The sequence below is a fragment of the Chryseolinea lacunae genome (assembly GCF_016735595.1).
Lineage (GTDB): Bacteria > Bacteroidota > Bacteroidia > Cytophagales > Cyclobacteriaceae > Chryseolinea > Chryseolinea lacunae.
Genome location: NZ_JAERRB010000001.1, coordinates 925,426 through 939,616 on the forward strand (window position 1 = coordinate 925,426; position 14,191 = coordinate 939,616).

A 14,191-nucleotide genomic window follows, 5' to 3' on the forward strand; every position below is an offset into this window, starting at 1 on the left:
GGTAAGTCGCACGATCTGCAGCAAAACAAAACACATCCCGTGTTCTGCTGTTAATACATAAACGTGACCACACACTAAACCCAAACCCCTCGTGACATGAAACGCCTAAGAATGCTCTCGCTATCGCTTGTGGCCATGTTCGCCGCATTGTTTGTTTATGCCAACGTTCGGCAGCTAAGTGCCACCGAAAAACTGAAATCAGTTCACTTCGCATCGTTCACATGGGGAAGCGATGTGACACCGGTAACCAAACTTTCACTGCACCAAAAAATCAATAGCGTGCCCGGTGTAACCGCCTGTTCCATCAGTCAAGAAGGCACCGGCGCCGCCGTAATTTTTTATCCCGATCAGGTCACCGAAACACAACTGGCCACTCTGCTCGCAACCACAACACACCTTGCGGTGAGCCAAAAAGAATTACCAACGTCGGGCGGGTGCCCGGTTCACAACCTCGATGCATCTTTTCATCGCTTCATTTCCGCACTCGACATCCGTCACTAAAACTTCTTCCGACTTCTTCTAAACCACCTCATCATGAAACGCAACAGAACCCTCCTCGTTTTCGGCATCACCCTGCTCATCGCAGTAGCCGCCGGCTGCAACAAAGACGACGATAACAACACCAACGAACCCACACTCTACACCCGGTTGGGTGGTCTTGAAGGCATCTCGAAAGTGACCGACCAGTTCCTGGCCAACGTGGCCGCCGACAGCAAAATCAACGAACGGTTTGTGGCCACGGTGGCCGATCCCTATCGCCTCCAGCTCTTGCGCAACAACCTCATCGATCAGATTTGTGCAGGCTCGGGCGGGCCGTGTCAATACAAAGGAAAAACCATGCTGGAAGCGCACACCGGCATGAACATCAGTACCGACGAATTCAACGCCCTGGTCAACGACCTCGTCGCGTCCATGACCTATTACAAAGTGGCCGAACAGGAGCAGTCCGCATTGTTGGCCATTCTCGGCCCCATGCAATCGGATATTGTTGGAAAATAATAAGAGACAAATTTTACGAACCAAAAAATCGCCTCTTCCGTAATAGGGGGAGGCGATTTTAGTATGCGTACTTATTTATACTCATTCTAAATTAGTCAATACTGACTTTTGACACCATTTTAATTGACTTTCGGCATCACTCCGTTTCAGTCCAGGCTTTACTTTTGTAACGCGTAATGACACAGAATTTCAAAGCACTCGTCCTCACTTACAAAACCGCTCCGGTGGCCATCCGCGAGCAGGTTTCTTTGAATGAAGAAGCTTCCAAAAAGCTTTTGAATTTCATTCGCGACTACACGGCCGCTACCGATGTGCTGGTAGTATCTACCTGCAACCGCACCGAAGTGTATTATCTGGCCGAAAAGGACTTTTCGACCGAAATTTTCAAAGGACTTTCATTACTCAAGGCGATCGAACCCGGTTTCGAAGCGCATTTTTCCAATTTCAGTGGGCAAGCCGCCGTGCAACATCTATTTGATGTGGCCATCGGCCTCGACGCCCAGGTGATTGGCGACCTCCAGATTTCGGGACAGGTGAAAAACGCCTACCAGTGGAGCGCCGACGAAAACATGGCAGGGCCGTTTTTGCACCGCCTCATGCACACCATCTTTTTTGTGAACAAACGCGTTGTTCAGGAAACCTCTTTCCGCGACGGCGCCGCCTCCATATCATACGCTGCCAAAGAATTGGCCGAAGACCTGACGGCCGGCCTCACCGCACCCAAAGTGCTGGTGGTGGGCGTAGGCGAAATTGGTCAGGATGTGTGCCTCAACCTGGTGCACTCGCGTCTCAAGGAGGTTAAAATCCTGAACCGCACGCCCGAAAAAGCAGAGAAACTTGCACAGCGCTGCGGCTTTTCATTCGGCACCATCGATCAGCTGGCCAGCGAAATTGCCAAAGCCGACATCGTCATCAGCTCCGTGTCGGGCAACCAGCCCCTCATCACGCGCGAGTTGCTGGATCACGTGAAGATTCTCTCCCACAAATATTTCATCGACCTCTCCATGCCCCGCAGCATCGAGAGTGCCATAGAAGAAGTTCCCGGAACACTTGTCTACAACCTTGACGACATCCGCGAAAAGACAAACGAAGCCGTCGAAAAACGGAAAGCGTCTATCCCGCATGTGCAAGCCATCATCCAGGAAGTGATTGCCGATTTCGAAGATTGGTCGAAAGAGATGATTGTGACGCCCACCATTCAAAAGCTGAAAAACACGCTGGAGCAAATCCGCAAAGAAGAGCTGGCGCGTTTCCTGAAGAATGCAAAACCCGAAGAAGCCGAACGCCTCGAAGAAATGAGCCGCTCGCTCATGCAAAAAATCCTGAAGTACCCAGTGCTTCAACTGAAGGCAGCCTGCAAACGCGGCGACGCCGAATCATTGTCTGAAGTGCTGAACGAACTTTTCAACCTGGAAGGCCAGCCCGAAAAGTCCAAACACTAATTTACTCCACTACTTTTTCTTGTTGAGATCAACCTTCTTGTAAAAAAAGAAAGGCTGCGTTAGTTTCTGTACTGCGCAGGGTTGATTCCGAATTTGCGCTTGAACGCCGTAGAAAAGTGATTGGGATTTTTATAACCCACCATGCCGCTCACTTCATTCACATAGGCGCCGGCGTCCTGCAACATGCGGCGTGCATGTTCCATTTTCAGATCGTGCAGGTAGTCGAACACCGTGGTGCCAAACAATTCCTTAAATCCTTTTTTGAGTTTGAACTCATTCAGGCCAAACGTGCGGCTCAGGTTTTTCAGTGAGTGATCTTCGGTGAAGCTTTGATGCAGGAAATCGCGGAGCGCATAGAACGCATCCTGATCTTTTGAATTGATTTTTTGAACGGCCACCGTGTCGTCGCGCTTCACCAGCTGATCGAGTTGCATGGCGATAAGCTCCAGCACTTTGGCTTCGATCACGATCTTGCGCAGGTTGCCGCTGAGCGTGCAGTTCATGATGTCGTGCACAGTGCCAAACATGCGCGGACTCATCTGCATGTTGTCCATCGCACCGCTCACGGCCTGCCGGTTCAATAGTTTCTCTTTAAGACTTGCCGACCATCTCTCCTTCTCACACAACAGGTCGCAATAGTAGAGCCGATCCACCGAAAGGTGCAACACGTTCAGGCGTTCCTGCGCGGTGAGGTAATGGTCCTGGCCCACGTCGGGTTTATACACAAAGTTGTGCATGCCCTTGTGCATGACCATGCCTTTGGTTAACCCGGCAAAGTCCGACTCGATGGTGCCATCCAGAAAGATGCAAGTGTCAACCGTGTTCGACTCCCAACCTTCGCGTTGCTGAAGATGAAGATTTTGATTTACCTGACTGTCGAAAGCCACAACCCTGATTTCAGGGAGCACCATGTCTTTAACATCCACTGTGCCCCACTCGGTGCGAATGGGTGCGTGTGTGGCAAACTCCACCTGGTCGGATGGAGGTGTGTGAAATGCAGGGGGAAGTACGCACGCGTAGTCGACGGTGATGAAGTTGCTCCGGGTCATAAAATCCTTTTTGCGGATGAGATGCTCCGTTTAACGTAGACTTCAAAGTTTGGTTGGACCGTAAAAGCGGGAAACATCTCTCAACCCCTATGCTCAAAAAGATTCTCAAAGTTACCGGCATCGTCCTTGGCGTCATCGTTGTGATCATTGCCGGCTATTACACCAAAGTGTATATCAGCACCGAACGCCGAATGCACAAGAAATATGAAATCGCTCTCGAAGCCTTGCCGCTGAGCCGCGACTCGGCGGTGCTGGCTCGTGGCGCACACCTGGTGCGAACCAAAGCATGCACCGAATGCCATGGCCAAGACCTTGGCGGGAAAGTTTTTGTAGACGATCCTGCACTCGGCTTTCTCATAGCCTCCAACCTCACGAACGGCAAAGGTGGCCGGCCCGCCGACTTCGGCGCCGACGACTGGACACTGGCGCTGAAGCACGGACTGCGTCGCGACCGCACACCCCTCATCTTCATGCCCGCGCACGAGTTTGCTGTGATGAGCGAACAGGACCTCTCGGCCATCGCCTCGTTCTGCGAACAACTGCCCGACGTGGATCGCGAATTTGAACCCAGCAGCCTCGGACCTCTCGCCCGCGTGTTGGCCGACCTCGACAAACTTCCCCTGCTGCCCGCCGAAATGATTGACCACTCGAAAAAACTGGTGAAAGAAGTGAAAGCCGAGATCTCGGCAGACTATGGAAAATATTTGTCCACCTCGTGCCAGGGTTGTCATCGCGAAAACATGAAGGGCGGCGAGCCCGTGGCACCGGGCTTTCCGGAAGTGGCCGACATCAGCAGCAGCGGGCATCCCGGCAAATGGACCGACGAACAGTTTATCAACACCCTGCGCACCGGTACCACGCCCGAAGGCAAAACGCTGAAACCCGACGAGATGCCCTGGACCATGACCAAAGAATTTTCGGACCTGGAGTTGAAAGCCCTGCACCTGTATTTAAAAAGCATTTAAGAATAACCCTTACCCTCTCTGCATGCTCCCGGCAAATCCATTTGGGATTTGTCGTGGAGCACTGTGGATTTATCAACTACTCATCCGTATGCTACCTTTCACAAAACGTCACAAACATGCCTGGTTCGGCACGCCGTTGTTGTATCTGTTCATTCGCATGGCGTATGTTTTTCCCGCACTGATCGTCTTCATGTATCAAAGACGGTCGCTGGTCGATCAGGATGAACGGAAGAGGAATCGGTCGATGAGGCTTGGTTAGTAGTGATATCGAACCTGGAGGATGCAAAGGTTTTGGATACTCTTTTTTGTTCTCGAATCGATTGTTGTTTCGATCCTGTAAACGATCCGATGTTCATCGGTGATTCGTCGCGACCAGTATCCTGAAAGATTTCCTTTAAGCGCTTCAGGTTTGCCAATACCCTTAAAAGGATCTCTGCAGATATCCCTGATCAAATCATTCACCCGGTTTAGAATCTTTGCGTCGTTAGCCTGCCAATGGGAATAATCTCCCCAGCCTGTCGGGGTAAACTTGATGTTCATTTACTTCTTCTTTCGGTTAACGCGGCCTTCGCCGGATTTCTTTGCCACAACACCAACCTTTTTCTTTGGGACACGAACGCCGGCAGGCTTTGGATTGTCCATTTCAACATACTCACCACGCTGATCCTGCGCGATGGCCTCCATCAGGCGAGTGGTGTTGGCTGGTGTTGACAGAAGATAATTCGTTTCCTCCATAGCGTTGTATTGTTCCAGCGTCAATACAACGAAATTTCTGTTTTTAGGTCCAGACAAGATAAGAATGTCCTTGTCGTCCTCGAGTTTTTTGAGTTGTTCTTTCATGTTCGCACGGAATTGTGTTACAGTTGCTGTTTTCATGTGTAATAGCCCCTCAAATAAACGTACGTAAATATATACAAAAAAAAGTACATATTTAACAAAGACAAAATCAGGTTCCTCCTGTAATTATCTTTCTCTACCTTCGACCTATCTATCAAAGACATTTTCTCCTTGGAGACTGCAGAAGAAAAAAGATTCATTAACCTCATCAACGAGCACCAGGGACTCATCCACAAGGTCTGCATCATGTATGAGAACGACCCCGATGTGCGCAACGACCTGTTTCAGGAAATTGTGCTGCAACTGTGGAAATCGTTTGCCTCGTTTCGCGGCGAAGCCAAGATCACCACGTGGATGTATCGCATTGCCCTGAACACGGCCATTTCGGGGTTCCGAAAGCAAACCCGGCATGTGAAAACCGAAGACCTCAAAGAACTGCACCTCAACATCTCCGACGGCTGGGCCGACGATCGTGAAGAAGAAGTGCAACGCCTCCACTGGGCCATCCGGCAACTGTCGGAAATTGAGCGGGCCATGATCATGATGGCCCTCGAAGAAGTGCCGTATGAAGAGATTGCCGAAACCATTGGCATAACACAAAACAATGTGCGGGTCAGAATGAACCGCATCCGTGAAAAACTCAAAAAACTTATGTGCCCCTGACCCATGGAACTCGAAGATTTGAAAAGCATATGGAAAAGCAGCGAGCCGTCCTTTCAACCAAAGGACGCCTCCGAAATTGCGTCCATGTTAACGGGAAAAAGCCGCTCCATCATCGACAAGCTGAAACGCAACGTGTGGTTCGAACTTATCCTGACCCTGGCATTGAGCGTGGGTCTGCTGGTGTATTCGCTCACACTTCCCTCCGGGTTGCTGAAGTGGGCTTTCATCTCCGTCTTGCTCATTTGCCTGGCCTACACATTCTACTACATTAAAAAGCTGATGTTGCTGAACCGGTTCAACCCCGCCACCGGCAACATACACGCCAACCTCGTGTCGCTCATCGACAACCTCACCGGCTACCTGAAGTTCTACAAACGCAGCTATTCCATTCTCTATCCGATTTACTTTGTGCTGGTGCTTCTCTTGGGCCTTATCGAGCGGGGCGCCGATCAGTTTCTCGACCACCTGGCTAAAACCAAAACCATTGTCTCGCTGGTGTCTATGGCGGGCCTTGTGTTTTTTCTCAGCACATCGTTCACCAACTGGTATCTCAAAAAACTGTATGGCAATCACCTCGACAAACTGAAAGGGTTGCTGCGCGATCTCGAACAATAAAAAAATCAACTTTCATTTCACACTTCCAGTAATCACAACTCTATGAAGCGTCATCACGTCTACCTCGTTGTTCTTTTCATGTCCGTTGTTTGTCAATCTGCCGTGGCCCAGAAGCCTGTGGAGAACGCCGTGTTTTGGGAAGTGAGCGGCAATGGTCTGACAAAGCCGTCGTATCTCTTTGGCACCTTTCACCTGAAGGGCGCGCACTATGTAGACAGCCTAACACAGGTGATGGACAAATTTAAAAGCAGCTCCGCCCTGGTAGGAGAATTGCTGATCGACAGCACCCTCACCATGAAGATGATGAGCGCCTCGATCATGAAAGACACCACTCTCGACAAACTGCTGGGTGCCGACGACTATCAAAAGACTGCCGTCTGGCTAAAAGAAGTATCGGGCTACGACCTGAAACTTTTCAACACCATGAACCCCATGACCATCCAGATTGTGTTGATGAGCATGGTGCAACAAAAATATTTCCCCATGAACGGGCCACAAGACGCTCCCATGGACATCTACTTTCAGCAAGAGGCCAAGAAATCAAATAAGAAACTTGTGGGCCTCGAAACTTTCGACGACCAGCTGAAGGCCCTCTTCGGTCAGTTCACCCTGAAACGTCAGGCCGAAATGCTGATGGAGTTTGTGAATGAAAAAGACAAAGCAAAAGACGAAATCATTGCCATGAACCGCCACTATCGCGAAGGCAACCTGATGAAGCTGGAAGAGCTGATGGCTAAACAAACCTACACCGAAAAGGAAGCCACGGTGATGCTCTACGACCGGAACGCAAAATGGATGGAACAATTGCCGCAGCTCATGAAAACACAACAGACTTTTGTGGCCGTGGGCGCGCTTCACCTCGCCGGCAAAATGGGACTGGTCTCATTGCTGCGCAAGGCGGGCTACACTGTGAAACCGCTGAAGACGTTATTATAGCCCTGCGTGGTACGTTGCCAACACTTCCGTTAACCCGTTTTTCATGGCCGTGGCGATATCGTCCCACACGGGTGTGCCGATATATTTTTGATTGAGTTCAATTTCGATGCCTGCATACTTCCGATCATTGAAAACAGTGCGGAGGTAGGTTGGAAACCCATCGTCAATTCCCTTATACGGTTCATTAAACTGAATTACCAATCCCGGTAAATGTGGGGCTAGAGCTTCGGCATAGCGTTCGCAGAATGTGGCCTCGCTGCTGCGGGCCGGATCGAACAACAGGCCAACATCAACCGTGCGCACAACGTTGTTCAGCACGGGGGTGAAGGAATGGATGGCCAGGTGAAGGGTGGTTTCGGATGCGCGCTGAATGAGGTCTTCCACGCTGGACCGGTGCGGATGATAATACTCCTCCAAAATGCGCAGGCGCTCGTCGTCGGTGAGGTGTTGCACATATTCCGAAAACAGGGCCGAATGATGCAGCGACCTGTTGGGCTCCACCAGCAGGCGTGTGGTTTCACAAATCCACAACGGCGCGGCCAACTGGCCCGATAGGTAACGGGCCATCTCCAACGCGCCAGGGTCCCAGCCCCGGTGCGACTGCAACACGTCGTGGCGTCCCTCAAAAAAGTGGCTGTAGGCCGTGGGCACTGCATTGCCCGCATGCTCGCAAGTGAAGATGAGGTTCATAATTTATTTCAACAAAAATAAGGATGCGAAGGTTATTCGCACACCGTGGGCGGGCACATCGCCCTGTTCACCGCTTAACTTTTCGCCCCGGTGCTCATCTTTTCACCACAACCTTCGTTCAAATCAAAGCCTTACCCGTGGTTTTTGCATTTAAACGGGGGTCTGACTTGTCCGATTTTTAATTTCACGTTTTGAAACCGAATTTTGGAAATGCGTTTACGCGAAAAACTTGAAGCCCCGTTTCCGTATTACCTGAACGACGAACGCAAGAACGTTGTGTTCATTCTGTTTGTGAGCGCGTTTGTGGTCTTCTTCCTGCAGGTCTATCATGTGTCGCATCACCACCACATCATCACCATCGGGCACAAATTCATTTTCGGAGGCATCACCTTTCTGGTGCTCATAGTCGACATTGTTGTGCTGCCCCGTTTTTTCCCAAAAGCCTTTGACCCGGCACACTGGACGGTAGGGAAATACATCCTGCTCACGCTGTTGCATTGTGTAGGCATCGGGGCCGTCATTCCCGTAGTGGAGAAGCTCTTCCTGTTTCCCGAGATGCCGTTTTGGGAACTGGTGGAGGGATCTAACCGACAGATCGCCCAAACCGGGGTGATCACCATCACCATCATGACCCTGTTTCTGCGCAACAATGTGCTGAAGCAGAATCTGCGCAGCGCCACCAAAGCCAACCAGGAACTGGACAAGATCAAAACCCTGAAAAAGGAGAACCTGGCCGGCAACGGACAAAACCTCCACCTGACCCTGCATTCAGAGACCACCGAAACCCTGAGCTTCCACCTCCCCGACCTGCTCTACATCGAGGCCGACGACAACTATTCTACCGTGGTGTGGCGCGATGGCAAGGGCATACACAAAAAACTGCTGCGGGCAAACCTCAAGAACATAGAAGGGCAGATCGACAACAACTTTGCCATCCGGTGTCACCGCTCCTATCTCGTGAACGTGAACGCCATCGGGAACATCAGTGGCAACGCCAACGGCTACAAACTCCAGATTCTGGACACCGACATCTCCATTCCCGTGTCGCGGGCCAAGGGCAAAGAGCTCATCGACAAGATCCAGCAGCTGCGCAACGCCATGGAAGTGGCCTGACCGGCATCGCCATTCACCCCAAAACGCTTCTGGCTCACCCCAAGCTTGCACACTTGGCCACAAGTTCGGCGCCGTTCGCTCCATTGCGCGGCATCGGGGCAGCCTCTTGCCGTTCTTCGCGTTGCTATTTCTAATAAATGACAACGCTATGAAAAAATCTATCCTCTTCTTGATTGTGCTGGCCGGTTGTGCGATCCACGCCGTGGCCCAGGAAAAAGCTGCTCCCCGTTCCGAATTTCTCATCGAGCTCTCGGCGTCGGCCGTGGATGTGAAGGCCGGAGAATCGCGCGATGTGACCTTGCAGGTGAACCGCTCGAAAGCCTATTCCAAATTCAAAGGAGTTTTGGGCGTGTCGTCAGGATTGCCCGAGGGTGTTACCGTGTCGTTTGCGCCTGCGCAGGATGTGGATGGAAGCAGCGTGGTGACCATCGCCGCCGATGCCACCGCCAAACCCGGCACCTATACGTTGATTCTCAACGGCACACTGCAACATAAAACCAAGGGCGCCACACTCGCCCTCACCGTGCAGGAAGGTGCAGGCCACACCGTGACCTCCATTCACGAATAAGACATTAACCTAGATTGCGTTCTGCGGCCTTTGCGGGGAAACCTGCAAAGGCGCAAATGCGCGATGGATCACGGCCTGAACATTTCGTTCGCGGCCAGACACTGCGCCAGTTGTTTGTAGACTTCCACCACGCGTTCATGCGTAGGTTCTGCACCCGTGGCTTTCACCATGCGTTGTGCCAATGGACCATCTTCCAGAATAACATCCAGTGGTTTTTTCCATTCTCCCAGTTTGCCCTGGGCAATCATCCGTTCCACAAGGTGCTTCAATATTTCTTGTGCTGTGGCTGCCTTGGCGGGCATGCCCAGCAAGGCCAGGTATTCGGCATTGGCAATGATGGCCTGCTGCCCTTTCTCTACCGTCTGGTCGAGCAACTGTGCCAGCACTTCCGTTTTCCATTTCATTTGCGCTTCATGATCGATGAACTTCCCAGCCACCAGGGCCTTGATGAGTTCGATCACAAACGACACCACCGCGAGATCGGCCGACGGACATTCCTGTATGTCCATGATCCTGATTTCGATGGAGCCACGATCGAAGCGTGGTATGGCGCCGCGCGAGTTCACCCAGATGGGATTCAACTCCCCTTCCGGATCGAACGGCGTGATGTCGGTCTTGATCTTTTCGTAGATGGTATTGAAATAGTTGCGCCGCGAGAACACCGCTTCGGGAATCACTTTGCCCGTGATGCAGGGAATGCGCGATTGGTTTGTCTTATAATATTTCAACCGTGTGTCGAGCAGGCCGGTGAGGCGACCATCCAGAATGGGCGAGCTTGCACAGAGCGCGGGCAGCAACGGCAACACCAGCCGGATTGCCGCATGAAGACGTGCAAACTCTTCGTCGTCATAGAACGGCAGGTTCAGGTGGGTGCTTTGCAGGTTTGACCAACCGTGACCACGACAGTCGAATATTTTATTGTAGATCGTATAGACTTCGTTGTTCTCGTGAGGCCACAGTTTTGTTTCCGTCATCGGGTTCATGAACGGGTGGGCCGCAGACGGCAGCAGCATGGCATTCCACGACGCGAGAATGGTGTTGATGTCGGTCACGTTTTTGGCAAACTCTTTATCCAGCGCCACAAAGTCCGACTCGGGCTTGGTAGATTTTAATTCCACCACGTGCATCACCAGTTCGTTCGACCAGGTGACCATGCCTTTGTCTACGTCGCTGCCATAGTGGCCCAGCACGTGCTTCAGCAAGTCGTCGGTGATGGGTTTCACCTGCAGGGTGGTGCGGTCCACCAGCATGTATTCCAGTTCCACACCGTAGCCCTGGAAGAGGTGTATGCGTGAGGGTTGCGTCATGTTACTTGTCGGCTTTGATCTTGTTTAGAAACACCTCCATGATGGTGGCATAGAGTTTATCTTTCAATATTTTGTCTTCCATGCCCGAGTCAATGTTGGGATTGTCGTTGATCTCGATCACATAGAACTTGCCGTCCACTTCTTTCATGTCCACACCATAGAGGCTGCGTCCAATGAGCGCGGTGGCTTTCAAGGCCGTGCGGATCAGCCCTGCCGGCGCGTTGTCTACTGCCACAGACTCAACATCGCCTTCGCGGTTTTGTTTTTCCGAATTCCAGTTCACGATCTGCCAGTGTTCGGTCGCCATAAAATATTTACACACATACAATGGCTTGCCGTCGATGATGCCCACGCGCCAGTCGAACGTGGTGGGCAGAAATTCCTGCGCAATCAGCAACTCCGATTTCTGAAACATGTCGCCACACACCTTCTTGTATTCATCCGCATCCTTGATCTTGAACACCCCTTTGCTAAAAGCACCATCGGGTTGTTTGAGAATGAACGGATAGGGCAGCTTTTCGGGAAGCGTTTTATGATTTTCTTTGCTCACCACAAACGACTTGGGTGTGAGTATTTTGTTGGACGTAAGCAATTCGTCCAGATACACCTTGTTGGTACACTTGAGTATGGATTCCGGATCGTCGATGACCGACAACCCCAGCGACTGGGCTTTCTTGGCAAAGCGAAACGTGTGATGGTTCACATACGTGGTTTCGCGAATGAACAGCGCGTCGTATTGAATAAGCTCGTCGAAGTCGTCGCGCGTGATGAGTTCCACATTGAAGCCCGCCTGGTCGCCGGCCTTGATAAATTTCTGAATGGCCTTTTCGTCAGAAGGCGGGTTGGGATCGTTCGGATCGACCAAAATGGCCAGGTCGTATTTTTTCTTGTCGGGCACCACGTCGCGTTTGCGCGACAGGTATCGTTCTACAGACGATCGCAGCAACGGCCAATCGCCTTCGGGCACCTCGCCCAAACTCAACGGCTTGATGCTGTGCAAGGCCCACTTGCTTCGCTTGGTGAACTTGGCGTGCAGACATGGCGCCTGTATGTATTGAAAAAGCTGCTTGGCCAATTTGTTCAGGCGTTCCTCCTGCGTGCTGCCAAAGTAGATATCAAACTCCACCTTGTCTTTGTCCGACACGTTCTTGAATGCAGTTTGAATGAGGGCATCAAAGTCTTCAGACTCTTCCCGCAGAATGGACGGGAACCGCAGGTCCTGGATGGTCGACACGCCGGGCAGCACCTTGTGTTTGCGCGCTTCGGCCAGCAACGACACATAATAGCCCAGACTTTGGTATTGATAGGACTTGCAAAGGTTAATCACCTTCAATCCACGCTCGGGATAATCGTCACTCTCGATGTAGTGTGACGGTGTGACCACCTTCACATCTTCGAGGTTGAACTTCCAGAGTGCGGGGTTTTCAACGATTATGAGTTTTGGCATGGGTCTTTTTTTCTTTCGGTTCGATCACCAATAAGTTGGCGTCGTAGGTAACGATGCCGAGCATGATGCTGTTGATGAGGCGTGCAAAACTCACGCCATACAATTGTCCCTTACCCAGCGGGTTGGGTTCCATCGGGTCGGCAATGTAGGCGCAGTTCTTCGCTTCATCATAGCCGGTAATGACCACGAAGTGTCCCGAAGGTTCGCCTTTAATGCTGTCGTAAATATCAAACTGGGGAATTTCGCGGGCCGTGCCATAGAGGTGTGTGGCACTGAGCCCGGCCAGCAGGGGGATGGACCGGTTAAGGTAGTCCTTTATTAAATGCTCATCCAATTCCGTGTTGCGCAGCTCGCCACCGGCTTCCAGAAATTTGATGTAGGCCTTGGAGGCTACCTGCAGCTTGCGTCGCTTTGTTTTGAACTCCATCTGGGCCTGGAGCTGCTGCACCATTTTCTTCGACGAGCTTTTGAACCACGTGGGATCAAACACATTGAGGTTGTAGGTATAAATGTGCGCATTGTAGCCGCGTTCCAGTGCGTGATGTCCCAGCAGCACAGCCAGTGTGCCGCCAAACTTGAGCTGCTTCACTTCCTTGATCACCTCCTTCAGCGGCACCTGGTCGCCAAAATAATTATACAGCGCGTGCAGGCAGGTGGGTCCGCAGGTCACTTCGTCGGGTTGGGCCTGGATGTCGAAACCCAGAACAAGTTCTTTCTTCATAGGGGATGCTTTGGCTTTTGGCTTGGCTGTTCTTTTTCAGGTGAGCCTTAACAATTTTGTGATCAGCAAATCAAAAACCTCCACAAGAATGAGTATGATAATGATCCATTCCAGCAAGTTGCTTTCACGTTGATTGATAATCTCTCTGAAAACGGAAAGATTATCTTCAATGATACGCAACGTATATTCTATTTCACTGAAACGCACGCGCAGGTCAAAATGTTTGATCAATCCCTGGTGCAGTTTGTCCAGGTAGGCATCGTCCCACACCTGGTCGGGCGCGTCGAAGATGTAGATGTTTTCGGCAATGTCGTTTTGTGTGTTGAGGGCGCGGCCCAGGAAGCGCATCATGTTCTTGCGGCTGATCTTGAGCTTGCCGGTTTGTTCCAGCTGATTGGTGAACACCTTGGCTTCGGTGAGCAGGTTTTCGGTGATGGCGTGATAATGGTCGAGCGCCACCGACTGGGCGAGGTTGAACATGGTGATGCGAATCACTTTGTCGTCGATCTTTTCAAGAATCAGCTCGTCAAAGTCGAAGCGCAGTTCGCTGCCTTCGGTGGCGTGCACAATGTGGTCGTCGCGCAGCCAGGGCGTCACCTCGTTGCGTTGAAACGGTTGCACGGTTTTGATGGCCCACTTCATTTCGTCTTCGGTGTAGCCGGCAAACACCACCACACCAAAGTTGAAATAGTATTGAAACTTCTTCTCATCGAAAACATAAAAGAGTTCGGAAGAGGAATCGGCCAGCGGCTTGATATCGAAAAAGGTTTTGATGGCCTTGATGTCGAACTGGTTGGCCACCAGGAAAGCGGAGAGTTTTACCGTTTGGGGCATAGATC

Annotated in this window: 17 protein-coding genes; 9 read left to right on the top strand and 8 right to left on the bottom strand. The window is 51.4% G+C overall.

Annotated elements, in window-relative coordinates:
* The first annotated feature begins 96 nt into the window (after window positions 1-96).
* The 3 genes from JI741_RS03585 to hemA all read left to right on the top strand — a co-directional run bounded on the left by JI741_RS03585 (window position 97) and on the right by hemA (window position 2,441).
* The gene (locus JI741_RS03585) at window positions 97-501 is read left to right on the top strand and encodes a hypothetical protein (protein WP_202007447.1); all 405 of its coding nucleotides are present in this window, start codon (window positions 97-99) and stop codon (window positions 499-501) included.
* A 33-nt stretch (window positions 502-534) separates the two neighbouring features.
* Window positions 535-999, top strand: coding sequence for a group I truncated hemoglobin (locus tag JI741_RS03590; protein WP_202007449.1), 465 nt, complete (start codon window positions 535-537; stop codon window positions 997-999).
* Between the two features lie 176 nt (window positions 1,000-1,175).
* Entirely contained in the window at window positions 1,176-2,441 is a 1,266-nt protein-coding gene (gene hemA, locus JI741_RS03595) for a glutamyl-tRNA reductase (protein ID WP_202007451.1), read from the top strand.
* A 59-nt stretch (window positions 2,442-2,500) separates the two neighbouring features.
* Here the strand turns inward: hemA and JI741_RS03600 are convergent, their stop codons facing one another.
* Window positions 2,501-3,490: a helix-turn-helix transcriptional regulator gene (locus JI741_RS03600; protein ID WP_202007453.1), complete on the bottom strand. Its 990-nt coding sequence runs from the start codon at window positions 3,488-3,490 to the stop codon at window positions 2,501-2,503.
* Between the two features lie 89 nt (window positions 3,491-3,579).
* Here JI741_RS03600 and JI741_RS03605 point away from each other — a divergent pair, with 89 nt between their 5' ends.
* Window positions 3,580-4,455 (top strand): cytochrome c4, encoded by an 876-nt coding sequence (locus JI741_RS03605; protein WP_202007455.1) that lies wholly within the window; start codon window positions 3,580-3,582, stop codon window positions 4,453-4,455.
* Window positions 4,456-4,710: 255 nt separating this feature from the next.
* On the opposite strand, the gene JI741_RS03610 is transcribed toward JI741_RS03605, so the two are convergent.
* Window positions 4,711-4,995: a Txe/YoeB family addiction module toxin gene (locus JI741_RS03610; RefSeq protein ID WP_202007457.1), complete on the bottom strand. Its 285-nt coding sequence runs from the start codon at window positions 4,993-4,995 to the stop codon at window positions 4,711-4,713.
* The gene (locus tag JI741_RS03615; RefSeq protein ID WP_255534508.1) at window positions 4,996-5,331 is read right to left on the bottom strand and encodes a type II toxin-antitoxin system Phd/YefM family antitoxin; all 336 of its coding nucleotides are present in this window, start codon (window positions 5,329-5,331) and stop codon (window positions 4,996-4,998) included. It lies immediately after the preceding gene.
* 132 nt (window positions 5,332-5,463) lie between these two features.
* On the opposite strand from JI741_RS03615, the gene JI741_RS03620 reads away from it, so the two are divergent.
* Genes JI741_RS03620 through JI741_RS03630 form a run of 3 tightly spaced genes read left to right on the top strand, consistent with a single transcriptional unit; the run spans window position 5,464 to window position 7,506 of the window.
* Entirely contained in the window at window positions 5,464-5,955 is a 492-nt protein-coding gene (locus tag JI741_RS03620) for an RNA polymerase sigma factor (RefSeq protein WP_236675856.1), read from the top strand.
* A gap of 3 nt (window positions 5,956-5,958) precedes the next feature.
* Entirely contained in the window at window positions 5,959-6,570 is a 612-nt protein-coding gene (locus JI741_RS03625; protein WP_202007461.1) for a hypothetical protein, read from the top strand.
* A 42-nt stretch (window positions 6,571-6,612) separates the two neighbouring features.
* Complete coding sequence (locus JI741_RS03630) at window positions 6,613-7,506, top strand: TraB/GumN family protein (protein ID WP_202007463.1); 894 nt, start codon at window positions 6,613-6,615, stop codon at window positions 7,504-7,506.
* Here the strand turns inward: JI741_RS03630 and JI741_RS03635 are convergent.
* Window positions 7,501-8,196 (bottom strand): N-formylglutamate amidohydrolase, encoded by a 696-nt coding sequence (locus tag JI741_RS03635; RefSeq protein ID WP_202007465.1) that lies wholly within the window; start codon window positions 8,194-8,196, stop codon window positions 7,501-7,503. The two genes, JI741_RS03630 and JI741_RS03635, sit on opposite strands and share 6 nt — an antisense overlap.
* 210 nt (window positions 8,197-8,406) lie before the next feature.
* On the opposite strand from JI741_RS03635, the gene JI741_RS03640 reads away from it, so the two are divergent.
* Both JI741_RS03640 and JI741_RS03645 read left to right on the top strand, forming a co-directional pair.
* The gene (locus JI741_RS03640) at window positions 8,407-9,309 is read left to right on the top strand and encodes a LytR/AlgR family response regulator transcription factor (RefSeq protein WP_202007467.1); all 903 of its coding nucleotides are present in this window, start codon (window positions 8,407-8,409) and stop codon (window positions 9,307-9,309) included.
* Between the two features lie 148 nt (window positions 9,310-9,457).
* A complete protein-coding gene (locus tag JI741_RS03645) occupies window positions 9,458-9,877 on the top strand; it encodes a COG1470 family protein (RefSeq protein ID WP_202007469.1) in 420 nt (139 codons plus the stop codon).
* A gap of 68 nt (window positions 9,878-9,945) precedes the next feature.
* Here the strand turns inward: JI741_RS03645 and JI741_RS03650 are convergent, their stop codons facing one another.
* From JI741_RS03650 to JI741_RS03665, 4 genes are read right to left on the bottom strand one after another with little or no spacing between them, the layout of a single operon-like run.
* On the bottom strand, window positions 9,946-11,184 hold the full coding sequence (locus tag JI741_RS03650; RefSeq protein WP_202007471.1) for a carboxylate-amine ligase: 1,239 nt from the start codon (window positions 11,182-11,184) through the stop codon (window positions 9,946-9,948).
* Window position 11,185: 1 nt separating this feature from the next.
* A complete protein-coding gene (locus JI741_RS03655; RefSeq protein ID WP_202007473.1) occupies window positions 11,186-12,631 on the bottom strand; it encodes a RimK family ATP-grasp domain-containing protein in 1,446 nt (481 codons plus the stop codon).
* Complete coding sequence (locus JI741_RS03660; RefSeq protein ID WP_202007475.1) at window positions 12,609-13,352, bottom strand: C39 family peptidase; 744 nt, start codon at window positions 13,350-13,352, stop codon at window positions 12,609-12,611. Before JI741_RS03660 ends, JI741_RS03655 begins: the two co-directional genes overlap by 23 nt.
* Window positions 13,353-13,388: 36 nt before the next feature.
* The gene (locus tag JI741_RS03665; RefSeq protein ID WP_202007477.1) at window positions 13,389-14,186 is read right to left on the bottom strand and encodes an RMD1 family protein; all 798 of its coding nucleotides are present in this window, start codon (window positions 14,184-14,186) and stop codon (window positions 13,389-13,391) included.
* Between the last annotated feature and the right edge of the window lie 5 nt (window positions 14,187-14,191).